At 55.2% G+C, this 24,039-nt stretch carries 21 protein-coding genes and 1 tRNA gene; 17 read left to right on the top strand and 5 right to left on the bottom strand.

Features of this window, described 5'->3' with window-relative positions; translation table 11 throughout:
• Positions 1-128: 128 nt before the first annotated feature.
• The 5 genes from AC2FC2_RS25395 (at position 129) to yjfF (ending at position 5,022) form a co-directional block, all read left to right on the top strand.
• Positions 129-204: transfer RNA gene (locus tag AC2FC2_RS25395), tRNA-Trp, on the top strand.
• A 315-nt stretch (positions 205-519) separates the two neighbouring features.
• Positions 520-1,476: a galactofuranose ABC transporter, galactofuranose-binding protein YtfQ gene (ytfQ, locus tag AC2FC2_RS25390; protein WP_404760780.1), complete on the top strand. Its 957-nt coding sequence runs from the start codon at positions 520-522 to the stop codon at positions 1,474-1,476.
• Positions 1,477-1,499: 23 nt separating this feature from the next.
• Positions 1,500-3,014, top strand: coding sequence for a galactofuranose ABC transporter, ATP-binding protein YtfR (gene ytfR, locus AC2FC2_RS25385; RefSeq protein WP_490660101.1), 1,515 nt, complete (start codon positions 1,500-1,502; stop codon positions 3,012-3,014).
• A 17-nt stretch (positions 3,015-3,031) separates the two neighbouring features.
• Positions 3,032-4,033 (top strand): galactofuranose ABC transporter, ATP-binding protein YtfT, encoded by a 1,002-nt coding sequence (ytfT, locus tag AC2FC2_RS25380; protein WP_265556093.1) that lies wholly within the window; start codon positions 3,032-3,034, stop codon positions 4,031-4,033.
• Complete coding sequence (gene yjfF / locus AC2FC2_RS25375) at positions 4,030-5,022, top strand: galactofuranose ABC transporter, permease protein YjfF (RefSeq protein ID WP_404760782.1); 993 nt, start codon at positions 4,030-4,032, stop codon at positions 5,020-5,022. The genes ytfT and yjfF overlap by 4 nt, the downstream gene beginning before the upstream one ends.
• A 4-nt stretch (positions 5,023-5,026) precedes the next feature.
• Here yjfF and hdfR read toward each other — a convergent pair whose 3' ends face one another.
• Positions 5,027-5,854, bottom strand: a complete 828-nt coding sequence (gene hdfR, locus AC2FC2_RS25370; protein ID WP_209639434.1) for an HTH-type transcriptional regulator HdfR — start codon at positions 5,852-5,854, stop codon at positions 5,027-5,029.
• A gap of 119 nt (positions 5,855-5,973) precedes the next feature.
• On the opposite strand from hdfR, the gene AC2FC2_RS25365 reads away from it, so the two are divergent.
• Positions 5,974-6,312 (top strand): MaoP family protein, encoded by a 339-nt coding sequence (locus AC2FC2_RS25365; RefSeq protein WP_490660100.1) that lies wholly within the window; start codon positions 5,974-5,976, stop codon positions 6,310-6,312.
• A gap of 27 nt (positions 6,313-6,339) precedes the next feature.
• On the opposite strand, the gene AC2FC2_RS25360 is transcribed toward AC2FC2_RS25365, so the two are convergent.
• Positions 6,340-7,863: a YifB family Mg chelatase-like AAA ATPase gene (locus AC2FC2_RS25360; protein ID WP_490660099.1), complete on the bottom strand. Its 1,524-nt coding sequence runs from the start codon at positions 7,861-7,863 to the stop codon at positions 6,340-6,342.
• A gap of 340 nt (positions 7,864-8,203) precedes the next feature.
• On the opposite strand from AC2FC2_RS25360, the gene AC2FC2_RS25355 reads away from it, so the two are divergent.
• The 8 genes from AC2FC2_RS25355 to AC2FC2_RS25320 all read left to right on the top strand — a co-directional run bounded on the left by AC2FC2_RS25355 (position 8,204) and on the right by AC2FC2_RS25320 (position 16,918).
• Positions 8,204-9,436 carry an MFS transporter gene (locus AC2FC2_RS25355; RefSeq protein ID WP_209639425.1) on the top strand — a complete coding sequence of 411 codons (1,233 nt, stop codon included), beginning with the start codon at positions 8,204-8,206 and terminating at the stop codon, positions 9,434-9,436.
• 133 nt (positions 9,437-9,569) lie between these two features.
• Entirely contained in the window at positions 9,570-9,668 is a 99-nt protein-coding gene (ilvL, locus tag AC2FC2_RS25350) for an ilv operon leader peptide (protein WP_015962288.1), read from the top strand.
• A gap of 142 nt (positions 9,669-9,810) precedes the next feature.
• Positions 9,811-11,457: an acetolactate synthase 2 catalytic subunit gene (gene ilvG / locus AC2FC2_RS25345; RefSeq protein WP_490308704.1), complete on the top strand. Its 1,647-nt coding sequence runs from the start codon at positions 9,811-9,813 to the stop codon at positions 11,455-11,457.
• Entirely contained in the window at positions 11,454-11,711 is a 258-nt protein-coding gene (ilvM, locus tag AC2FC2_RS25340; protein ID WP_061808667.1) for an acetolactate synthase 2 small subunit, read from the top strand. Before ilvG ends, ilvM begins: the two co-directional genes overlap by 4 nt.
• Positions 11,712-11,733: 22 nt before the next feature.
• Positions 11,734-12,660 carry a branched-chain-amino-acid transaminase gene (gene ilvE / locus AC2FC2_RS25335; protein ID WP_209639420.1) on the top strand — a complete coding sequence of 309 codons (927 nt, stop codon included), beginning with the start codon at positions 11,734-11,736 and terminating at the stop codon, positions 12,658-12,660.
• A 134-nt stretch (positions 12,661-12,794) separates the two neighbouring features.
• On the top strand, positions 12,795-14,645 hold the full coding sequence (gene ilvD / locus AC2FC2_RS25330) for a dihydroxy-acid dehydratase (protein ID WP_490660098.1): 1,851 nt from the start codon (positions 12,795-12,797) through the stop codon (positions 14,643-14,645).
• A 5-nt stretch (positions 14,646-14,650) separates the two neighbouring features.
• The gene (ilvA, locus tag AC2FC2_RS25325) at positions 14,651-16,195 is read left to right on the top strand and encodes a threonine ammonia-lyase, biosynthetic (RefSeq protein WP_490660097.1); all 1,545 of its coding nucleotides are present in this window, start codon (positions 14,651-14,653) and stop codon (positions 16,193-16,195) included.
• A gap of 21 nt (positions 16,196-16,216) precedes the next feature.
• Positions 16,217-16,918, top strand: coding sequence for a DUF2461 domain-containing protein (locus AC2FC2_RS25320; RefSeq protein ID WP_490660096.1), 702 nt, complete (start codon positions 16,217-16,219; stop codon positions 16,916-16,918).
• Between the two features lie 26 nt (positions 16,919-16,944).
• Here the strand turns inward: AC2FC2_RS25320 and ilvY are convergent, their stop codons facing one another.
• Positions 16,945-17,826: an HTH-type transcriptional activator IlvY gene (ilvY, locus tag AC2FC2_RS25315; RefSeq protein ID WP_209639408.1), complete on the bottom strand. Its 882-nt coding sequence runs from the start codon at positions 17,824-17,826 to the stop codon at positions 16,945-16,947.
• A gap of 169 nt (positions 17,827-17,995) precedes the next feature.
• On the opposite strand from ilvY, the gene ilvC reads away from it, so the two are divergent.
• On the top strand, positions 17,996-19,471 hold the full coding sequence (ilvC, locus tag AC2FC2_RS25310) for a ketol-acid reductoisomerase (RefSeq protein WP_209639405.1): 1,476 nt from the start codon (positions 17,996-17,998) through the stop codon (positions 19,469-19,471).
• A 197-nt stretch (positions 19,472-19,668) separates the two neighbouring features.
• Here the strand turns inward: ilvC and kdgK are convergent, their stop codons facing one another.
• Both kdgK and AC2FC2_RS25300 read right to left on the bottom strand, forming a co-directional pair.
• Positions 19,669-20,601 carry a 2-dehydro-3-deoxygluconokinase gene (gene kdgK, locus AC2FC2_RS25305; protein ID WP_490660095.1) on the bottom strand — a complete coding sequence of 311 codons (933 nt, stop codon included), beginning with the start codon at positions 20,599-20,601 and terminating at the stop codon, positions 19,669-19,671.
• Between the two features lie 165 nt (positions 20,602-20,766).
• Positions 20,767-20,970 carry a 2-hydroxymuconate tautomerase family protein gene (locus AC2FC2_RS25300; RefSeq protein ID WP_209639399.1) on the bottom strand — a complete coding sequence of 68 codons (204 nt, stop codon included), beginning with the start codon at positions 20,968-20,970 and terminating at the stop codon, positions 20,767-20,769.
• Positions 20,971-21,114: 144 nt separating this feature from the next.
• On the opposite strand from AC2FC2_RS25300, the gene pdeH reads away from it, so the two are divergent.
• Positions 21,115-21,900, top strand: a complete 786-nt coding sequence (gene pdeH, locus AC2FC2_RS25295) for a cyclic-guanylate-specific phosphodiesterase (RefSeq protein ID WP_490660094.1) — start codon at positions 21,115-21,117, stop codon at positions 21,898-21,900.
• A gap of 102 nt (positions 21,901-22,002) precedes the next feature.
• Positions 22,003-24,036, top strand: coding sequence for an AsmA family protein (locus AC2FC2_RS25290; protein ID WP_209639393.1), 2,034 nt, complete (start codon positions 22,003-22,005; stop codon positions 24,034-24,036).
• Positions 24,037-24,039: the final 3 nt, after the last annotated feature.

The following is a 24,039-nucleotide window of genomic DNA, read 5'->3' as shown; positions in this document are numbered from 1 at the left end:
AGCGGTAGTTCAGTTGGTTAGAATACCTGCCTGTCACGCAGGGGGTCGCGGGTTCGAGCCCCGTCCGTTCCGCCACTTATTTAAATTATGCCTGCTTATTTTAGCAGGCATAATGTTAAGCACGATTTAGGGGCGTAGCTCAGTTGGTAGAGCACCGGTCTCCAAAACCGGGTGTCGCGAGTTCGAGTCTCTCCGCCCCTGCCATATTAGAAACCCTTTGCGAAAGCAAAGGGTTTTTTTTGCTTTCTATTTCCCCCATTCCTCGCTATTCCTCCGAAAAACTGTTCAAAAACCCCACCGAAATCGTTCCCAATTTAGACATTTTTAGCTGGATCCATGTACAAAATGGTTGTTCTGCCATGATGTGATGCCGCTCATTATTCCTGCCCGATTTTCAACTACACCTTATGTGTGCCCAGCCCTTTGCACACCCGCTTCACCAGGAAAAATGCAGCATATACAACAATGGCAACTCTGCCGGAGGCATGTTTCATGCCAGGGCAGTTCGAGGAGAACAACATGGTTAAACGTCTGCTGTTAGCGGCCGCCATCACTGGCGCCTTGGTAGGTACGGTACAGGCAGCACCGTTGGTCGTCGGTTTTTCGCAGATTGGTTCCGAATCGGGTTGGCGTTCGGCGGAAACCAAGGTATCGAAACAGGAAGCGGAAAAGCGGGGTATCACGCTGAAAATCGCCGATGCGCAGCAAAAACAGGAAAACCAGATCAAAGCGGTGAGATCTTTCATCGCCCAGGGTGTTGATGCCATTTTTATCGCGCCGGTTGTCGCCACCGGTTGGACTCCGGTGCTGCAGGAAGCCAAAGAAGCCAAGATCCCGGTCTTTTTGCTCGATCGGATGATCGAGGTGAACGATCCCTCGTTGTATACCGCGGCAGTGGCGTCGGACAGCGTGCATGAAGGCAAAGTTGCAGGAGAATGGCTGGTGAAAGAGGTTGCCGGCAAGCCTTGCAACGTAGTGGAACTGCAGGGCACGGTGGGTTCCAGCGTTGCTATTAACCGCAAAAAAGGCTTTGCCGACGGTATAGCTAACGCCGCCAACGTTAAAATCATCCGCTCACAATCTGGCGACTTTACCCGCAGTAAGGGCAAAGAGGTCATGGAGAGTTTCATCAAGGCAGAGCAAAACGGCAAAAACATTTGCGCTGTCTATGCGCATAACGACGACATGGCGATTGGCGCTATTCAGGCGATCAAAGAGGCGGGTTTAAAACCGGGCTCGCAAATTAAAGTCGTCTCTATCGACGGTGTACCTGACATATTCAAGGCGATGATGAATGGCGAGGCCAACGCCACGGTCGAACTGACGCCAAATATGGCCGGTCCGGCGTTTGACGCACTGTTGGCGATGAAGAAAGACGGTACCCAGCCGCCGAAGTTTATCCAGACCGAATCCAAGCTGTTGCAACCGGATACCGCTAAGCAGGAATTCGAACTGAAGAAAAGCATGGGTTATTAATCTACTCACCGACGGGACAGAAGATGGCCACATCTCAGACCAGTTTGTTGACGATTAAGGGATTATCCGTCGAGTTCCCCGGCGTAAAAGCGCTGGATCAGGTTGATGTCACGTTGCAGCGCGGAGAGATAATGGCGTTGCTAGGCGAAAACGGCGCGGGGAAATCCACGTTAATCAAAGCGCTGACCGGGGTTTATCAGCGTTCCGCCGGTGAGATATTGCTGGAAGGTACTGCCATTGCCCCGCAGAGCACCGCGCAAGCGCAGGTGCTGGGGATTGGTACGGTTTATCAGGAGGTTAACTTACTGCCGAATATCTCGGTGGCAGCCAACCTGTTTATCGGGCGAGAACCAACGCGCTTTGGCCTGATTGATCAGAAAAAGATGCTGCATCAGGCTCAGCAGCTTTTGCTGGGGTATGGATTGAGCGTGGACGTCAGTCAGCCGTTGGGTAATTACTCCATTGCGATCCAGCAAATTATCGCTATTGCACGGGCAGTAGACCTGTCTGCCAAAGTCTTGATCCTCGATGAGCCAACCGCCAGTCTGGATGCCAAAGAAGTCAGCATGCTGCTGGATATCCTGAGCCAGCTCCGCACTCAGGGATTGGCGATGATCTTTGTGACCCATTTCCTCGATCAGGTTTACCGCATTAGCGATCGTATCACTGTACTGCGCAACGGTAAGCTCGTGGGGACGAAAGCCACGACTGACTTACCGCGTCTGGAGCTGGTACAGATGATGCTTGGCCACGCGTTTGACGAGTCGCTACTGAAACGCGGCGAGCATACGCCAACCGAAGCACCACCGTTGGTCGAATTCAGCGGTTATGGGCGACGTGGCATGATTGAGCCCTTTGACCTGCAGATTCGTCCGGGGCAAATCGTGGGATTGGCCGGCTTGCTGGGATCGGGGCGCACTGAAACTGCCCAGTTAATATTCGGTATTAAATCGTGCGATAACGGCAGTGCCAAGGTCGGAGGGCGCAGAGTGAACATCCGCACGCCACGCAAAGCCGCCAGTCTCGGTTTTGGCTATTGCCCTGAAGATCGCAAAACCGATGGAATCGTTGGTGCTGCGACGGTGCGGGAAAACATCATTTTGGCGCTGCAGGCCCAGCGCGGCTGGTTAAAACCGCTGCCGCTGCGGGAGCAAACGCGTATTGCCGAAAGTTATATCCAACTGTTGGGCATCCGCACGCCGGGGCCAGAACAACAAATCCAATATTTGTCCGGTGGCAACCAGCAGAAGGTACTACTGTCACGCTGGCTGGCGACTAAACCTCGTTTTCTGATCCTGGATGAGCCAACGCGCGGCATTGACGTTGGTGCACATGCTGAAATCATTCGTTTAATCGAAAAACTGTGCGATGAAGGATTGGCGCTGCTGGTTATTTCTTCCGAACTGGAGGAACTGGCGGGCTATGCGGATCGTATCCTGGTGCTGCGGGATAGAGTGCATGTGGCACAGCTTGAGCATGATGCCATTTCAGTGCCTGCGATCATGCAGGCGATAGCCGCACAGCAGGAGGCAGGATGAACCTCAGGAGTTTCTCCATGACCAATGGACCGCGTAAAGTCAGATGGGTCATGCCCGTTGGGGCGACGCAACTCGGGGCCCTGGCGGTGATTTTGCTGATCGACAGCCTGGTCGCCCCGAATTTCTTTTCCATACACATCCAGGATGGCCGACTGTTTGGCAGCGTGATCGACATTGTTAACCGTGGCGCACCGGTCGCATTATTGGCATTGGGCATGACGTTGGTGATCGCCACAGGTGGCATCGATCTTTCCGTGGGGGCAGTGATGGCTATCGCGGGTGCCACTGCGGCAACGCTGACCAGCGCTGGTTATCCGCTGGGTTACGTGCTGGCTGCCGCTTTGGCTGTGGGGGCCCTGTGTGGTTTGTGGAACGGGTTCCTGGTGGCGGTGCTGCAGATACAGCCGATAGTCGCCACGCTAATGTTGATGGTGGCTGGGCGCGGTATTGCACAACTGATCACTGAAGGACAAATTGTCACCTTTGAGCGAGAAGGGTTCGCACGGCTCGGCAGCGGTGCACTGATGTATTTGCCGATGCCGGCGATCATTGCCGCAGTGATGCTGCTGTTGATCTGGTTGCTGACGCGTAAAACGGCGCTGGGACTGTTTATCGAAGCTGTAGGTATCAATCTGCGTTCGGCGCGTAATGCAGGGGTCAGTACGCGTTGGGTGGTGATGGCGGTGTATGTGATCTGTGGGCTATGTGCCTCCGTAGCCGGAATTATCGTCACGGCAGATATCCGCGGTGCAGATGCCAACAATGCCGGGCTGTGGCTGGAACTGGATGCGATCCTGGCCGTGGTGATTGGTGGCGGTTCACTGCTGGGGGGGCGTTTTAACCTGCTGCTGTCGGTAGTGGGGGCATTGATCATTCAGGGAATGAATACTGGTATCCTGCTGTCCGGCTATCGGCCGGAGTTTAATCTGGTGTTGAAGGCAATCGTGGTGTTGGCGGTGTTAATGGCGCAATCGCCAAGCATCTCGCTGCGGCAACTGCTCAGGAGAAGAAAGCCATGATCAAGCGTAATCTGCCCCTCTTGATGACCGTACTGGTGTTCCTGGTGGGTTACGGGTTTTGCCTAACTCAGTTCCCCAGTTTTGCCTCTACGCGGGTATGGTGCGATTTGCTGACCGACAACGCTTTTCTTGGCATCGTTGCAGTCGGCATGACGTTCGTGATCCTTTCAGGCGGCATCGATCTGTCGGTCGGCTCGGTGATCGCTTTTACCGGGGTGTTATTGGCCAAACTGATCGGGACTTACGGTATTGCGCCGGGTTATGCATTCGTTATTGCGTTGTTGATGGGGGCCTCGTTTGGCGCATTGATGGGTTGGATCATTGATGTGCTGAAGCTACCGGCATTTATAATCACATTGGCCGGCATGTTCTTCGTACGGGGTATGAGTTTTATCCTCTCGGAGGAGTCGATTCCCATCGATCATTCACTGTATGCGACGTTGGCTAACTATGCCTGGAAACTGCCGGGCGGTGGCCGCTTTACGTTGCTGGCACTGGTGATGCTATTCGTGGTGGCCGTCGGCATGGTGTTGGCGCACCGTACTCGCTTTGGACATAACGTCTACGCCATCGGCGGCAACCGGGTATCTGCGGCGTTGATGGGGGTACCGGTGCAACGCACCACGGTGCTGATTTATATGCTTTCAGGCACGCTGGCAGCCCTGTCAGGGATTATTTTCTCGCTGTATACCTCAGCGGGTTATGCGCTGGCTGCCAGCGGTGTAGAGCTGGATGCCATTGCTGCCGTCGTAATTGGTGGCACCTTGCTGACTGGCGGCGTGGGCACGGTCCTGGGCACGCTGTTTGGCGTGCTGATTCAGGGGCTGATCCAGAGTTACATCACTTTCGACGGCACGCTCAGCTCATGGTGGACCAAGATTGTGATCGGTATTCTGCTGTTTTGCTTTATCGGCCTTCAGAAGGCGATGAGCGCGTTTTGGCTCAGCAGACGAACAAAACCCCGGCATCCCCGTTTGAAGCCGTTATAGCGGCTCATGCTGTGGTATTCAAAGGTATTTTCAGTAATTGTCTGATCAGCGCCTGCTGGTCGCTATTTTGCAGCCAGACGGCGTAGAGAGGGCGGATAATGGCCGGGATCTCGGCGGCTGCGGTTAACTGCGGATAGTCCTTCTCCCATTGGCTGGGCAGGAAGGCGCAACCGCCGGTAGTTTCAAGTAGCTGTCGGGTCAGATGCGCAGAGGTCGTCGTGAGCACCGGCAGCGTGTCGCCTTCCAGCATACGGCTTTCCTGCTGATGGAAATCAGCCCCCCATTCCAGTTTGATATAAGGCATTGGTGCGAGCTTATCGCGCTGAGTGGAAGAGAACAGCCGCAACGAGAAATTACCCAACAGTTGGCTGGCCAGTTCATCCATCTTCGGTGGCTCGGTGGTGATGAGCAAATCGAGCTGTCTTTCATGCAGCTGTTTTACCAAAGAGTGCCGTAACGCAACCCGGGCTTCCAGCTGCAACGCCTCACGCTGCTGATAGAGCGATTGCAGCCACGGGGTCAGATAAGCCTCCCACAGCGAGGCGGTCGCGCCGATGGACAACTCGGTATGTTGCAGTGAACGCACCACCTCTTTTTTCGCCAATTGCCAGGTCATCATCAGGCTCTCAGCGTAGGGCAAAAGCCGCTCCCCGGCTGGCGTCAGGCGGATATTGTTACGGTGTCGGGTGAATAAATTTGCACCCAATTGGTTTTCTAACTGGCGGATGCGGAAACTGACAGCAGACTGCGTTAAGTACAAGGATTCTGCGGCTCGGCCAAAGTGACGCGTTCTACTGACCTCCAAAAAGGTTTTCAGTAATTCGGTATCCACACCCATCTCCAATAATTTTTATCGTTAAGATTTAAATGTTTTGTTTTACACAATGTCAAGCCTATCTAATACTCCGCGCCATAAACAGCACGGCCATGAGAGAATTAGGAGCGTGTCAGATGGCGGATAGCTTCACCACGACCAACCGTTTTTTTGATAATAAACATTACCCTCGCGGGTTCTCCCGTCACGGCGATTTCACCATTAAAGAAGCGCAATTGCTAGAGCGCTTCGGGTTTGCGTTTAACGAGCTGGACACGGGTAAACGCCAGCCGGCCACTGAAGAAGAACAGTTGTTCGTCGCAGTGTGCCACGGTGAGCGCGAGCCGGTTACCGAACAGGAAAAAGTATGGGCGAAATATCTGGTGCGCACACGCCGCCCGAAAAAATTCCATACCTTGTCTGGCGGTAAGCCGCAAGCTGATGCGGTGGAAGATTATACCGACAGTGACGATTGATAACGATGGGGCCTGCGGGCCCCATTTTTACGCCAGGCTGCGGTGCAGCTGCAGCAATAGGCGGTCCATACTGCGGTAACCCAGCGCTTCGCTCAAGTGACGCTTATCAATATCTCGATCTCCTGCCAAATCAGCCAGCGTACGGGCCACTTTTAAAATCCTCTGCCAGGCGCGAACCGATAATCCCAACGTGGTTAACGTTGTTTCAAGAAAGTCGGCATCTGCTGCGCTAAGCCGGCAATCCCGATCGACCTCGTTATTATTCAGCAGGGCATTGATCTTCCCCGCCCGCTTAAGCTGCCTTTCACGTGCCAGCAGCACGCGCGCTCTTACGTCTATGCTGCTTTCGCCGATGATACGGCGTTTGCTCAACACGCCAGGTGGCAACAATGGCACCTCAATCGATAAATCAAAGCGATCGAGAAACGGCCCCGAAAGCCGCCCGAGGTAACGCAGCACCTGCTGTGGCGATGCGCGGTTATGCATGCCTTGATAGTGCCCGGTAGGGCTGGGGTTCATCGCGGCAATCAATTGTACCCGCGCCGGGAAGCGGATTTTGGCGCTGGCGCGTGAAATAACGATCTCGCCGGACTCCAGCGGTTCACGCAGGGCATCCAGCACGCGCCGTTCGAATTCCGGTAGTTCATCCAGAAACAGAACACCATTGTGTGCCATCGATACTTCACCTGGCCGTGGCAGTGAACCACCACCGACCAGGGCGGCCATAGAAGCACTGTGATGCGGCGCACGAAACGGCCTCTGTCGCCATGGCAGCGCTTGTGCGGGATGTTGCAGCAGGCTGGCTACGGCAATGCTTTCCAGCGCCTCTTGGTCGGTTAGCGGAGGGAGGAGGGTATTTAGGCGGCTGGCCAACATGGTTTTCCCCGTCCCCGGAGGGCCGACCAACAGCAGGTTGTGGCCCCCGGCAGCGGCGATTTCCAGCGCTCGCTTTGCCTGCTCCTGGCCCAGTATGTCCTGAAGATCAGCGGTTTCTTGTGCCGTATCCGCTGCAAGCGGGGCAGTGGCTACGGGTAAATCGCTTTTACCTAACAAAAACGCACAAACCTCAAGCAGGTGTTCCGCCACCCGTGTTTCACTTTGCGTAATCAGCCCCACCTCTCGCCCATTGGCGGTAGCTAAAACCAGCTGTCTGCCTGCATCCAGTGCCGCCAGCGCGGCGGGGATCGCCCCGCTGACAGCCCGCAATGCGCCGGATAACGCCAGTTCCCCGAGAAACTCATAGCGAGCTAACTTGTCGGCTGGCAGCTGCTCGGAGGCGGCCAGGATCGCCAGAGCAATCGGCAGGTCGTAACGGCCGCCTTCTTTGGGCAGGTCTGCGGGGGCCAGGTTGACGGTGATGCGCCGGGCAGGAAAGGTGAAGCCATTATTAATCAAAGCACTGCGCACCCGATCGCGCGCTTCTTTCACCGTGGTTTCCGGGAGCCCGACCAGGGTCAGACCGGGTAGCCCATTACTGATATGCACTTCTACCGTGACTGACGGGGCCTGAACGCCCAGTGTGGCCCGGGTATAGATAACCGCCAATGACATATTGCTCTCCTCGCTGAAGGCAACATGATGCGGAATATGCGCATTAGAGGCGCGGCAACCTTAGAGTATTTGCGGGGTGAATCGTAATTAAAATAATAAATTTCATGTGGATAGAGATGTTTTTGTGCTGCACTGCGCAAGGCGTGGCAATACCCCTTAACAATTACGTGAATGCAGCAACACATTAGCAGGCCAATCCTGTTGCGGCAGGAGGGGGAATGGGTGTATTTAACAATTAGTTAATATAAAGATCACCTCGTTAACAATCTCCGACCGCCAACGCATCCGCCACGGCAGCCGCTAAAGCTCATGACCTCGTCTTCTAGAGTAGGGATAACATATGTTTGGTTGGACCCCGCTGCAACGCAATGCAGCCATCGCCAGTTTTTCAAGCTGGACGCTCGACGCTTTCGATTTTTTCGTGCTGGTATTTCTGCTCAGCGATATCGCACAGTCTTTCCATGTCGGAATGGAAGAAGTGACACTGGCGATCTTGCTGACCTTGGCGGTACGCCCGATTGGCGCGTTAATCTTTGGTCGTGCGGCCGAAAAGTACGGTCGTAAACCGATCTTGATGCTGAATATTGTCTTCTTCTCGGTATTTGAACTGCTGTCTGCGGCGGCACCGTCGTTGACGGTGTTCCTGTTGTTGCGGGTGTTATACGGCGTGGCAATGGGCGGGATCTGGGGCGTGGCATCGTCACTGGCGATGGAAACGATTCCCGATCGCTCACGTGGCCTCATGTCAGGGATTTTTCAGGCAGGTTACCCGTTCGGCTATCTGTTGGCGGCAGTGGTGTATGGTCTGTTGTTTGAGGTGGTTGGCTGGCGTGGCATGTTCGTGATTGGTGCCGCACCCATTTTGCTGTTGCCGTTTATTTATTATTGCGTGCAGGAGTCACCGGTGTGGCTGGCGGCGCGTGAACGCAAGGAAAGCAGCGCATTACTGCCGGTGCTGAAAAGCCATTGGAAGCTCTGCGGCTACCTGGTATTGCTGATGGCGGCGTTCAATTTCTTCTCGCACGGTACCCAGGATATGTATCCGGTGTTTTTGAAAGTTCAACATGGTTTCGATCCTAAAACCGTCAGTATCATCGCCATTAGCTACAATATCGCGTCAATTATTGGGGGCGTTTTCTTTGGGGCGCTGTCGGAAAAAATCGGCCGCAAGAAAGCGATTATTATTGCCGCGCTCTTGGCGTTGCCCGTGATCCCGTTATGGGCGTTCTCCAGCGGCTCGCTGATGCTGGGAATTGGCGCGTTCCTGATGCAGTTCATGGTACAGGGGGCTTGGGGCGTAATACCGACTTACCTCACTGAGTTGGTCCCGGCGAACACCCGCGCGGTACTGCCAGGGTTTGTTTACCAGTTGGGTAACTTGATCGCCTCCGTCAATGCCACGCTACAGGCAACGATCGCCGAGCATAATGGCCAAAATTATGGATTGGCGATGGCAATCATCGCCGGTACGGTAGCGATCATCATTGCGCTGTTGGTGTTCTTTGGTAAGGACACGCGCGGCAAGGCGATCTCGGGGGCAGTGAAGCCCTCCGGCCCGCACGCCAGCGTGTGAAAACCGGGCATGTTGCGCGAGGTATGACCAGATTGCGCCGAATAATAACGCAAAAAAAGTGTTGTCATGCCGCGCGGGACTATGGTACCTCTGTAGGTATTAGTTCGAAACGAGCACAGTGAACAAACCTATTATGAAAGCCTTTGCCCAAGTGATTAGCCTAGTCGTGATTAGCGTGGTGGTGATTATTATCCCACCGTGCGGGGCTGCACTTGGACGAAGAATGGCTTAGAAAACAAGCCGGAATCGCAAGAGAACCCCCGCACCGTAAGGTCCGGGGGTTTTTTATTGGCAAGAGAAAAGTGAAGCGAGGATAAAAATATGAGTAACAGAACAAAATCCTGCAATTGTCGAAGTAAGGCGGGGAAATAACCATGAACGGGGCTCAGTGGGTAGTACAAGCGTTGCGTGCGCAGGGGGTTGATACGGTATTCGGCTATCCGGGTGGCGCAATCATGCCGGTCTACGATGCATTGTATGACGGCGGGGTGGAACACCTACTGTGCCGCCACGAGCAGGGCGCCGCGATGGCTGCTATTGGTTACGCTCGCTCAACCGGTAAAGTTGGCGTTTGCATTGCTACCTCTGGCCCCGGGGCTACCAACCTGATCACTGGCCTGGCCGATGCCTTGCTGGATTCCGTTCCCGTGGTGGCGATTACCGGTCAGGTGGGCTCTGCGCTGATAGGTACCGATGCTTTTCAGGAGATCGATGTTCTCGGCCTGTCTTTGGCCTGCACCAAACACAGCTTCCTGGTGGAATCACTGGATGCGCTGCCGGGCATCATGGCGGAAGCCTTTGCCATTGCAAGCAGCGGCCGTCCCGGCCCCGTGCTGATCGACATCCCGAAAGACATCCAACTGGCTCACGGCGAATTGCACCCACACTTGATGCCGGTAGTGGAAGAACTGAACTACCCGGCGGCAGAGTTGGCACAAGCCGCTGAGTTGCTGGCGCAGGCACACAAGCCCATGTTGTACATCGGCGGTGGCGTTGGCATGGCGCAGGCGGTACCGGAATTACGCGAGTTTATCGCGGCGACCCAAATGCCTAACGTCGTCACGTTGAAAGGGCTGGGGGCAGCGGATGCCGAGCAACCGCATTACCTCGGTATGTTGGGGATGCACGGCACCAAGGCCGCCAATCTTGCGGTGCAAGAATGCGACTTGTTGATCGCTGTCGGCGCACGTTTTGACGATCGCGTGACCGGTAAACTGAATGCTTTTGCACCACACGCCAAGGTGATCCACATGGATATCGACCCGGCGGAAATGAGCAAATTACGTCAGGCACATGTCGCGCTGCAGGGTGATTTAAAGGCGTTATTGCCCGCGCTGCAGCAGCCGCTGACAATCACCGCCTGGCAGCGCCGCGTGGTTGAACTGAAAGAAACACACCCTTGTCGTTATGATCATCCAGGCCAGCCGATTTACGCGCCGCTGCTGTTGAAACAGCTGTCTGAGCGCAAGCCGGCCAATAGCGTGGTCACCACAGACGTGGGCCAGCACCAGATGTGGACCGCACAGCACATGACCTTTGAACGCCCGGAGAATTTCATCACCTCCAGCGGGCTGGGCACCATGGGCTTTGGTGTACCGGCTGCGGTTGGCGCACAGATGGCTCGCCCGGAAGATACGGTGATCTGCATTTCGGGCGACGGTTCTTTCATGATGAACGTGCAGGAATTAGGCACCATAAAACGTAAACAGCTGCCGCTGAAAATCGTTTTGTTGGATAACCAACGTTTGGGCATGGTTCGTCAGTGGCAACAGCTGTTTTTTGACGGGCGTTACAGCGAAACCACCCTCACCGATAACCCAGATTTCTTGATGTTGGCCAATGCCTTTGGCATCCCTGGCCAGCGTATCACCCGCAAAGATCAGGTAGCAGACGCGCTCGATGCGTTATTCAACAGCGACGGGCCTTACCTGCTGCATGTGTCGATTGATGAACTCGAAAACGTCTGGCCGCTGGTGCCGCCGGGTGCCGGTAACGAAACCATGTTGGAGAAAATATCATGATGCACCATCAACTCTCGATCCAGGCCCGTTTTCGCCCTGAAATGTTAGAGCGTGTATTGCGCGTCGTGCGTCATCGCGGCTTTCAGGTTTGTGCTATGAATATGGCTGCAGCTGCAAATACCGACAAGATTAATATTGAATTGACCGTTGCCAGCCAGCGCCCGGTGGATCTACTGTCATCTCAGTTGAGCAAACTGATGGATGTCTCCTGCGTTGAGATCCAGCAACAAACATCACAACAAATACGCGCCTGATGCGTGAGAAGGATAAAGAACAATGACGAAGAAAGCCGATTACATTTGGTTCAATGGTGAGATGGTTCCTTGGGCTGACGCCAAAGTACACGTGATGTCACATGCGTTGCACTATGGCACTTCGGTGTTTGAAGGCGTCCGTTGCTACGACTCTCATAAAGGCCCGGTGGTGTTCCGTCACCGTGAGCATATGCAACGCCTGCATGACTCGGCAAAGATCTACCGTATGCCCGTATCGCAAAGCGTTGATGAGTTGATGGAAGCCTGCCGCGCGACGCTGCGTAAAAACAATCTGGGCAGCGCTTATATTCGTCCGTTAGTCTTTGTGGGCGACGTTGGCATGGGGGTTAACCCGCCAGCCGGTTATAAAACAGACGTGATTATCGCGGCGTTTCCTTGGGGCGCGTACCTGGGTGAAGAGGCGCTGGATCAAGGCATCGATGCGATGGTTTCGTCCTGGCACCGCGTGGCGCCAAATACTATTCCCACCGCGGCCAAAGCCGGCGGTAACTATCTTTCCTCCCTGCTGGTGGGCAGCGAAGCGCGCCGCCATGGTTACCAAGAAGGGATTGCGCTTGACGTGCACGGGTATATTTCCGAAGGCGCAGGCGAGAACCTGTTCGAAGTGAAAGACGGTGTGCTGTTTACCCCGCCGTTTACGTCTTCTGCACTGCCGGGCATCACCCGCGATGCCATCATCAAACTGGCGAAAGACATGGGCTTCGAAGTGCGTGAGCAGGTGTTGTCGCGTGAATCGCTGTACCTGGCCGACGAAGTCTTCATGTCCGGCACCGCCGCAGAAATCACCCCAGTGCGTAGCGTTGACGGCATCCAGGTCGGCATTGGCAAGTGCGGCCCGGTAACCAAACAGATTCAACAGGCGTTCTTTGGCCTGTTTACCGGCAAGACTGAAGACAAGTACGGCTGGTTGGACCCGGTAAACCAATAACAATGTTACCCGTCGTCTTTTAAACCGCCGCGTTGTTGGCCGCAGCTTGAAAGCCATAGGGTAAACGACAGACAGACAATAATATTCAGGCGGTTCGTTCGCCGCCTGTAATAAATACATTTGGAGTAAAGAGCATGCCTAAGTACCGTTCCGCCACCACAACCCACGGCCGCAACATGGCGGGTGCCCGCGCATTATGGCGCGCGACCGGAATGACCGACGACGATTTTGGCAAACCCATTATTGCGGTGGTTAACTCATTTACCCAGTTCGTTCCGGGCCATGTGCATCTGCGTGATTTGGGCAAGCTGGTTGCAGAACAGATCGAAGCCTCAGGCGGCGTTGCCAAAGAGTTCAACACCATTGCGGTGGATGACGGTATCGCGATGGGCCACGGCGGCATGCTCTATTCTTTGCCATCTCGTGAATTGATCGCCGACTCGGTTGAATACATGGTGAATGCCCACTGCGCGGATGCGATGGTGTGCATTTCCAACTGCGACAAGATCACCCCAGGGATGCTGATGGCGTCACTGCGCCTTAACATTCCGGTGATTTTCGTTTCTGGCGGCCCGATGGAAGCCGGCAAGACCAAGCTGTCCGATAAGATCATCAAACTGGATCTGGTGGACGCGATGATTCAGGGTGCCAACCCGAACGTCAGCGACGCCGACAGCGAGCAGATCGAACGTTCCGCCTGCCCGACCTGCGGCTCCTGTTCCGGCATGTTCACCGCCAACTCGATGAACTGCCTGACCGAAGCGCTGGGCCTGTCACAGCCGGGCAATGGCTCGTTGCTGGCGACCCATGCCGACCGTAAAGAGCTGTTTATTAACGCCGGTAAACGCATCGTAGCCTTGACCAAACGTTACTACGAGCAGGGTGATGAAAGCGCGTTGCCGCGCAATATCGCCAACAAGGCCGCATTCGAAAACGCCATGACGCTGGATATCGCCATGGGCGGCTCGACCAATACCGTATTGCACCTGCTGGCCTCCGCACAGGAAGGTGAAATCGACTTCACCATGGAAGATATCGACCGGCTGTCACGCAAGGTACCGCACCTGTGCAAGGTGGCGCCAAGCACCCCGAAATACCATATGGAAGACGTACACCGCGCCGGTGGTGTACTGGCTATTCTTGGCGAGCTGGATCGCGCTGGCCTGTTGAACCGTGACGTCGACAATATCCTGGGCATGAAACTGCCGGAGACGTTGGATAAATACGACATCATGCTGACCCAAGATGACGCGGTGAAGAAAATGTTCCGTGCCGGTCCGGCGGGTATCCGCACCACCAAGGCGTTCTCGCAGGATTGTCGTTGGGATACGCTGGATGATGACCGTGCAGAGGGCTGTATCCGTTCGCTGGAAAATGCGTTCAGCCAGGAGGGGGGGCTGGCCGTACTGTACGGCAACATGGCGCTGGACGGCAGCATCGTTAAAACCGCGGGCGTCGACAAAGAGAACCTGACCTTCCGCGGTCCGGCCAAAGTGTACGAAAGCCAGGACTCGGCGGTGGAAGCGATCCTCGGCGGCAAAGTGGTCGCCGGCGACGTGGTGGTGATCCGCTACGAGGGGCCTAAAGGTGGGCCGGGCATGCAGGAAATGCTGTACCCAACGACCTACCTTAAGTCCATGGGGCTGGGCAAAGCCTGTGCGCTGATCACCGACGGCCGCTTCTCCGGCGGCACCTCGGGCCTGTCTATTGGCCACGTTTCTCCAGAAGCGGGCAGCGGTGGTTTGATTGCGTTGATCGAAGATGGCGACATGATCGACATCGATATTCCAAAGCGCAGCATGGTGCTGGACGTCACGGACAGCGAACTGGCGGCACGCCGTGAAGTTGAGCTGGCACGTGGCGATCAGGCCTGGACACCGAAAAATCGCGAGCGTCAGGTTTCCTTCGCCCTGCGCGCTTACGCCATGCTGGCGACCAGCGCCGACAAAGGCGCGGTGCGCGACAAGAGCAAGCTGGGAGGCTAAATATCATGGCGGTATCGCAACCCCTACCCGACGCTCCCTGTGGCGCGGAGTATTTGCGAGCGGTGCTCCGCTCGCCGGTTTATGAGGTGGCTCAGGTCACCCCATTACAGACCATGAGTAAAATATCTTCACGCCTCGGCAATACCATTTTGGTGAAGCGTGAAGATCGTCAGCCGGTTCACAGTTTCAAGCTGCGCGGGGCTTACGCCATGATTGCCAGCCTGAACGAAGAGCAAAAGGCCCGCGGTGTGGTGACGGCTTCGGCTGGCAACCACGCCCAGGGCGTAGCCTATTCCGGCAAACGCGTGGGTATCAAAACGTTGATCGTGATGCCGGTGTCCACCGCAGATATCAAAGTGGATGCGGTACGTAGCTTTGGCGGTGAAGTGTTGCTGCACGGTGCCAACTTTGATGAAGCCAAGGCCAGAGCGATTGAGCTTTCACTCAAACAGGGCATGACGTTCGTGCCACCCTTTGATCACCCAACGGTGATCGCCGGGCAGGGCACGCTGGCCATGGAGTTATTGCAACAAGATGCGCATCTTGACCGGGTGTTTGTGCCGGTGGGTGGTGGCGGCTTGGCGGCGGGCGTGGCGGTATTAATCAAGCAACTGATGCCGCAGATCAAAGTGATTGGGGTGGAAGCGGAAGATTCCGCGTGCCTGCGTGCGGCGTTGGATGCTGGGCATCCGGTGGACTTGGCGCGTGTCGGGCTGTTTGCCGAAGGCGTGGCGGTGAAGCGTATCGGTGACGAAACCTTCCGCCTGTGTCGTGAATACCTGGACGACGTGATCACTGTCGACAGTGACGCCATTTGCGCCGCGGTCAAAGATCTGTTTGAAGATGTGCGCGCCATTGCCGAACCGTCCGGTGCGCTGGCGCTGGCCGGGCTGAAAAAGTATGTGCAACAGCACAATATTCAGGGCGAGCGTCTGGCTCATGTTTTGTCCGGTGCCAACCTGAATTTCCATGGTTTGCGCTATGTGTCGGAACGCTGCGAATTAGGTGAACAGCGTGAGGCCCTGTTGGCGGTGACCATTCCAGAGCAGAAAGGCAGCTTCCTGAAGTTTTGCCAACTGCTGGGTGGCCGGTCGGTAACGGAATTTAACTACCGGTACGCCGATGCGGATAATGCCTGCATTTTCGTCGGTGTTCGTCTGACGCGCGGCCATGCCGAACGGCAGGAAATTCTCGATGAGTTACGCGCCGATGGTTATCAGGTCGTGGATCTGTCCGACGATGAAATGGCCAAGCTGCACGTGCGTTACATGGTCGGTGGGCGTCCTTCAAAACCACTGCGTGAGCGTCTGTACAGCTTTGAGTTCCCGGAATCGCCAGGTGCATTGCTGAAGTTTCTGCAAACCCTGGGGACCCACTGGAATATTTCACTGTTCCATTACCGTAGCCACGGCACTGACTTTGGTCGCGTGCTGGCAGGTTTTGAACTGTCGCAGACTGAACCCGAGTTTGAGCAACACCTACAGGCTTTGGGCTACGACTGCCACGATGAAACGGATAACCCGGCATTCCGCTTCTTTTTGCAGGGCTAAAGGCGTTAACAAGGATGGCGTATGACGGATAAATTTAGTGGCTTTAGCCAGCAAGGCCTGAATTTCCTCCAGCAGGTGCGTATCGAAAACGACAAGGAATGGTTTGAGGCTAATCGCAGCGTTTACGATAGCGAACTGCTGACGCCGTTCCGTTCGCTGGTGGCTGAACTTGCCCCGACGATGCTGGCGATTGACCCGCAGTTTGAAACCTGGCCGGCGATCGGTAAAACGCTGTCGCGCATTCACCGCGACACGCGTTTTTCTCATGATAAATCGCGCTACCGTAGCCGCATGTGGCTGACGTTCAAACGGCCGAGCAAAGACTGGAAGGATGCGCCGGTTTACTTCTTCGAACTGGGGCCGGACATGTTGCGCTATGGGCTGGGATATTACAGTGCCAACAAAGCCACCATGGACCTGTTTCGTCATACGCTGCAGCGCCGCCCGCAGCCATTTTTAGAGGTGGCCGCTTGCTGTCAACCGCCGTTCGAGCTGGTGGGGGAAAGCTACAAGCGTCCGCTGGTTAAAGAGCAGGCGGCAGACATTGCCACCTGGTACAACCGTAAATCCTTTGCGGTGATGGCGACTGATAGCCAGGTGGAAAAGCTGTTCAGTGCCGACCTGACGAAGATGTTGGCTCAGGGTTTTCAACAGCTAGAACCGCTGTACCACTGGCTGATGCAGGTGGAGGCGATGAAGCAAGTCGATCCGGCTGATTTATAAATGCCCGTTGTCTTTCGAGCCGCGTCTCAAAGTAAACGCCAGAACGCGTCAATCAACGGATCGCTGAGGCGTTTTTTCTGTACACAGACGCCTAACTCGAACGGCTCGACCATCGATATATTCTCCAGCTGCGAGATACGGTTGCGCACTGGCTCTGGGCTGTTGTCTACGACCACGCCGGGGATCAGTGCGATACCGCAGCCCAAGGCTACCATCGAGACAATGGCCTCGTGGCCGCCAACGGTGGCGTAAATCAGTGGGTTGGGAATACGCTGGCGGCGGAACCACAGTTCGATACGTTTTCGCGACGGGCCATGCTCCGGCAGGATAAACGGAATATTGGCCCAGTCGGGCTGCTCGGCAAAGGCCTGACTGCGTACAGCACAGGGCAGCGCCGGCGCAATCAGCACCAGTGGTATCTCACCGATTTTAGTGAAGGCTACGCTGGTGGGCAGGGTTTCGGGGCGTCCGGCAATGCCGAGGTCGGCTTCGTTGGATTGCACTTTATCGACGGCGTCGGCGGCGTCACCGGTGGTGAGTTTGATCTCTACCAACGGATGCTGTGCGCGGAAGCGATCGAGGATTGGCGGCAAGTGGCTGTAGGCGGCGGTGACAGAGCAAAACAGCCGCAGCTCGCCGCTCAGAGAGGGGCCATGTTGGCCCAGCGCATGTTTCAGTTGCTGGTATTGCAACAGCGTTTGCTGGGCAAAGTCTTTCAGCTGTTCACCAGCATCGGTGAGCTGCACAGTGCGGTTGTCACGCAAAAATAGCGGCTGCCCGAGGATCTCCTCCAGCCGTTGGATCTGGCGGGAAAGTGTCGACGGGCTGACGTGCATCGCCTTGGCGGTTCGGCCAAAGTGATGGCTCTCGGCCAGATGAAGGAACAGCTTTAAATCACGCAAATCCATATCAGTACGCTCGCAGCAAGAGTGTTGCAAAAATTGCAATGTCACATTCGTAATATATCAATTTAAGCAACGCGTTTCCTGTTATACATTGAGTTTAACGAATCTCCGCACAGACAGGGCGGGGAATGAAAAATAACAGCAAGACACAACATCTAACTGGAGTACCACCATGGCTAACTATTTCAACACCTTGAACCTGCGTCAGCAGTTGGCGCAATTAGGCAAGTGTCGCTTTATGGCACGTGAAGAATTTGCTGACGAAGCGAGCTACCTGAAAGGCAAAAAAGTGGTGATTGTCGGCTGTGGCGCACAGGGCCTGAACCAAGGCTTGAACATGCGTGACTCGGGCCTGGATGTTGCCTATGCCCTGCGTAAAGAAGCCATCGATGAAAAGCGTCCTTCATGGCGCAAAGCGACCGAAAACGGCTTCAAGGTAGGGACTTACGAAGACTTGATCCCACAGGCAGACTTGGTCGTTAACCTGACGCCAGACAAGCAACATACTTCTGTTGTGCGTGCAGTGCAGCCGCTGATGAAAGACGGCGCAGCGCTGGGTTACTCACACGGCTTCAACATCGTCGAAGTAGGCGAGCAAGTGCGTAAAGACATCACCGTGGTGATGGTTGCGCCAAAATGCCCGGGTACCGAAGTGCGCGAAGAATACAAACGTGGTTTCGGCGTTCCGACCCTGATCGCGGTTCACCCGGAAAACGATCCGAAAGGCGAAGGCATGGCGATCGCCAAGGCCTGGGCCGCAGCGACCGGCGGTCACCGTGCCGGCGTACTGGAATCCTCCTTCGTTGCTGAAGTGAAATCTGACCTGATGGGCGAGCAAACCATTCTGTGTGGCATGCTGCAAGCGGGTTCACTGCTGTGCTTCGACAAACTGGTTGCTGAAGGCACCGAGCCGGCTTATGCGGAAAAACTGATTCAGTTCGGTTGGGAAACCATCACCGAAGCGCTGAAGCAGGGCGGTATCACCCTGATGATGGATCGCCTGTCTAACCCGGCCAAACTGCGCGCCTTTGCGCTGTCCGAGCAACTGAAAGAGATCATGGCGCCACTGTTCCAGAAACACATGGACGATATCATCTCCGGTGCTTTCTCCAGCGGCATGATGGCTGACTGGGCAGAAGACGACGTGAAACTGCTGAACTGGCGTGAAGAGACCGGCAAATCAGCATTCGAGAACGCGCCGCAGTTCGAAGGCAAAATCAGCGAGCAAGAATACTTTGACCATGGCGTACTGATGGTTGCAATGGTGAAAGCCGGCGTTGAGCTGGCGTTCGAAACCATGGTTGACGCGGGCATCATCGAAGAGTCTGCTTACTACGAATCACTGCACGAGCTGCCGCTGATCGCCAACACCATTGCGCGTAAGCGTCTGTACGAAATGAACGTGGTTATCTCTGATACTGCGGAATACGGTAACTACCTGTTCGCTAACGCGGCAGTGCCATTGCTGAAAACGTTTATGACCACTCTGCAGGCGGGTGACTTGGGTAAATCTGTTGCCGGTACGTCCGTGGATAACGCGCAACTGCGCGATGTGAACGAAGCGGTGCGTAATCACCCAATCGAATCCGTTGGCCGCAAGCTGCGTGGTTATATGACGGATATGAAACGTATCGCGGTGGCAGGCTAAATACCCGTCGTCTTTCAGGCTGTAGCGTTGTTACCTGCACTATCACACCCCTGTCACTTACTAAAGTAAGCTCCTGGGGATGAGATAGCTTGGTGCCTAGCTACAACCTGAAATCCATAGGGTATTAAGATGGGTTTTCGAGTCCAATAAAAAGGCCAGCGTCGTTGCTGGCCTTTCGCCTTTCTACGGCACAGGAATCATTGTGGCATGGCGGCGAGGGGAATTATGGCACCGCGATACTGGATCACCGTGCTGGCGGTCAGATGGCCGCGCTGCGCTGCCTGTACGGCATCACCGCCGGTTAAACGCACCGCCAGATAACCGGCGCTGAAGGAATCGCCCGCGGCGGTGGTATCCACCACTTTTTCTTTCGGCAAATGTACCGCCGGGATCTCTAATTCGGTGCCTTCGGCACTGAACACCAGGCAGCTATCTGCGCCGCGTTTGATCACTATCTCGGTCACGCCCAGCAACTGCGTGCGCTGCACCACCTGATCCAGCGGATGTTTGCCCCACAACAGGTCTTCATCATCCAGCGTCAGAAAAGCAATGTCTGTACAAGCCAGCACCTCGCGATAGGCTTGTTGCGCTTCTTCTTTGCTTTGCCACAGCCGTGGACGATAGTTGTTATCGAAAATGACCTTGCCGCCGTTGGCGCGGCACTGGCGCAGTAACGTCAGCAGCCGGGCACGGCTGCTGGCATCGAGAATCGCCACGCTGATACCGCTGAGATACAGATAATCGAATTGGGCCAGCTGTTCGCACAACGTCTCTGCCTGCGGCCCTGCGAGCCAGTAGCGGGCTGCGGCATCATTACGCCAGTAATAGAAGGTGCGTTCGCCGGTCTCATCGGTTTCGATCACGTATAGCCCCGGCAGCTTGTCTTCCAATCGTTGGATCAGGCGTGTTTTCACTTTTTCCTGCTGCCAGGCCTGCAGCATTTCCTCGCTGAAACTGTCGGTGCCGAGTGCGGTAACGTAATGCACCTGCAGCGCCGTTTCTGCCACTTGACGGGCGATATAAACGGCGGTGTTTAGCGTATCGCCGCCAAAACCGCGGCTAAGGTCCGCGCCTTTCTGCGACAGTTCAATCATGCATTCGCCGATCACGGCAAGATTCTGGGTGGTCATAGTCACTGAGCCCTGGCTGAAAGAAGAAGGTGAATTGATGCGAATGCAACCAGTCTCAACGCAAGGGGTGGGGGGAGTCAATGAAAATAAAACAACGTTTTAATTTAATTATGACGCCGATCGGGAAACGCAAAAATTTCCCGATCGGGCGACCGGATCCTGCCGTTATTTAGCGGCGGCGCGCAGATCGGTCACGCATTTACCACCGATACCCCAGTTGTCGGTTTCTACCTCGTCGATGACCACCACTGTGGTGGCCGGGTTTTTCCCCAGCGTATCCACCAGCAGTTGGGTTACGCCAGCGATCAGCTGTTTCTTTTGCTCCGGTGTCGCGCCTTCACGGGTAATTTTGATATTTACGTAGGGCATGTTTTTTCCTTGGGTTTTGAGACGTCTATTCAATGTAAAAGGCTTTCACTGCCGCTTAAAGTTTTATTACCTGCTGCCGATAAATCAAGGGAAGCAATCACGCAGCCTGAGCGTTTTCATTTCCCTTCGATGGCGATAGTACCAATGACAACCAAGATGACTTCTGGTCTGCTGGCGCCACTCTTTGCCGTCTGCTCGCATATAAAAGCGCAGCATTACTGGCGGCAATGCCGGCGCCAGTATACTTTCCAACCGATCTACCGTACCTCCGGTGCTTTGCTGGCGCTCGAGCTGCTGACGGCGGTTTATCATCCGTCTGCGCCAGACAAACCCCTTTCGCCAGAGCTTTATTTTGCTGCTCTCAACGTCCATAAACGGCTGCAGATCATTCAGGAACAGCTTGAATTGCTCCAGCGCTGGCAACCTTTGCTGACTCTCCACGGGTTGATGGTCTCGGTTAATATTGACGGGATTGCATTGGAGGCATTGCAGCGGCACTGTGCGTTGCAACGTCAGATTGCCAACATGCCTTACCTGCGCTTTGAGCTGGTGGAACATGTGGGAATGGCGTTGAATGGCCCATTGCATCAAATTGTGGGCGCGGAACGATTATGGTTGGATGATTTTGGGAGTGGGCTGGCAAATTTCTCCGCCGTTAGCACCTGGCGCTATCAATATATTAAGGTGGCGCGAGAGTTATTTACCCTGCTGAAGCAAACGGAGGATGGCATCCAGCTGCTCGCAACCTTGGTCAGAATGATGAACCAACACAGCGAAGGGGTAATCGTCGAAGGGGTAGAAACAGAGCAAGAGTGGTTGCTGGTACAGCGCTCCGGCGCGCTGGCTGCCCAAGGCTATTACCTTTCCCGCCCGGCCCGTTTTGAAACCCTGCAAACCCTGCCTACACTGTTTTCTGCACCGACTGTTTGATCGCCCGCCGCCCTAAAGCGTGAACTCTTGCCTATCCTCGGCTAGGCTTGGTAAAGGTTGCTTATCAATTGACTAGCAAGTTATCGCGTTCAGGGAGCCATAATGACAAGAACAGGTAAAGCGTTCACGTGGGTGGGTGGCATTGTGCTGTTGATCATCGCCGCGTTGGTGATCTTTGTGCTGACCTTCGACTGGAACCGCCTCAAACCGACGATCAATGACAAGGTGTCTGCCGAGCTGCACCGCCCGTTCGCTATCCGTGGCGATCTGGGGGTTAGCTGGGCGCGTGATAAAGATGAGCCTGGTTGGCGTGCCTGGCTACCGTGGCCAAAAATTCATGCTGAAGACATTGTGCTGGGCAATCCGAAAAATATCCCCGGCGACAGCATGGCCCAACTGCAGCGCGTTGATGCCAGCATTTCCCCCTTGGCACTGCTGGGCAAGGAACTGTTGATCCCACGGATTTGGCTGACGCAGCCGAGTGCCAGCTTACAGCGGTTGGCCAATGGCGATAATAACTGGACCTTCACCCTCGCGGGGGATCCTGACCAACCGCCGTCTGCCTGGTCGGTAAATATCCATGACATCGTGTTTGATCGTGGGCAGATTGATTTCAAAGATGCCACGCTGAAAGCGGATTTCCGTGCGGTGATTGATCCGCTGGGCAAACCTTTATCATTCAGTGAAGTGACGGGTAAAAAAGAGGCGGGTGCTACGGTCACCCCTGACTATGTTTTCGGCTGGAAGGTGAAGGGTAAATACAACGGCGAGCCTCTGTCGGGCAGTGGCAAGGTGGGCGGCATGTTATCCCTACAAAATGCCGAGCTCCCTTTTCCACTGCAGGCCGACGTGCGCTCTGGCGCTACCCGGGTGGTGGTGGCCGGCACGCTGTCCGATCCGATGAATCTTGGTGGTCTGGATCTGCAACTTAAATTCTCCGGTGACAGTTTGGCTAACCTGTATGCCCTCACCGGCGTGCTGTTGCCCAATACCCCAGCGTATTCTACCGATGGCCACCTGATCGCCCGCCTTCATGAGAAAGGGGGGGCGGTGTTCCAGTACCAAAAGTTTGATGGAAAAATTGGCGATAGCGATATTCACGGTGATTTGAAATATGTCGCCGGCAAACCCCGGCCTAAATTGAGTGGGGAAGTGCAGTCGGAACAGCTGCGTTTTGCCGATCTGGCTCCGCTGATTGGTGCAGATTCCAATACTGAAAAAGCCAGTCGCGGTGAGAAGAGCCGCCAGCCAGCAGGCAAAGTGCTGCCGGTGGAGAAGTTTGATACCAAAAGCTGGAAGGTGATGGATGCAGACGTCAAATTCACTGCCAAGCGCATTGAACGCGGCAGTTCACTGCCACTGAGCGATCTCTATACCCATTTGCAATTGGAAAACGGTGCCATCTTGATGGATCCGCTGCGGTTCGGCGTCGCTGGCGGTAACCTCAATGCGACTCTCCATCTCGACGGTGGCAAAAACCCGATGCAGGGCCGGGTGGATATGCACGCGCGTAAATTCCAGCTGAAGGAACTGTTGCCGAATGTAGGATCGATGAAGCGCAGCCTGGGGCAATTGAACGGTGATGCCAAACTGACCGGCAGCGGCAATTCGGTGGCTGACCTGCTGGCAACCAGCAGTGGCGATTTACGCATGGTGATTAACAATGGGGTAATCAGCCGTAGCCTGATGGAAATCCTCGGATTGAACGTGGGTAACTACCTGGTGGCACAGCTGTTTGGTGACGACGTGGTGGGGATAAACTGCGCGGCAGCGGATGTAGGCATTCGTAACGGTGTGGCGGCGCCGCGGTTGTTTGTGTTCGACACGGAGAATGCCATTATCAATATCAGCGGCAATACTAACTTCGCCACGGAGCGGTTGGACCTGTCCATTGATCCAGAAAGCAAAGGCATGCGAGTGTTGACGCTGCGTTCACCGCTCTACGTAAAAGGCACCTTTGCACACCCGGATGCTGGCGTGAAGGCCGGTCCACTCATTGCGCGCGGTGCAGCTGCGGTGGCGTTGGGCGTCGTGCTGACGCCGGCAGCGGCCCTGCTGGCACTGGTTTCCCCAAGCGAAGGCGGCGAAGAAAACCAGTGCGGACAAATCTTACGGCAGATGAAGCAGAAGAAATGAGTG

Source organism: Serratia sp. CoH_122_TC_1, from assembly GCF_058191755.1.
This window is presented reverse-complemented; position numbering and strand designations above follow the sequence as displayed.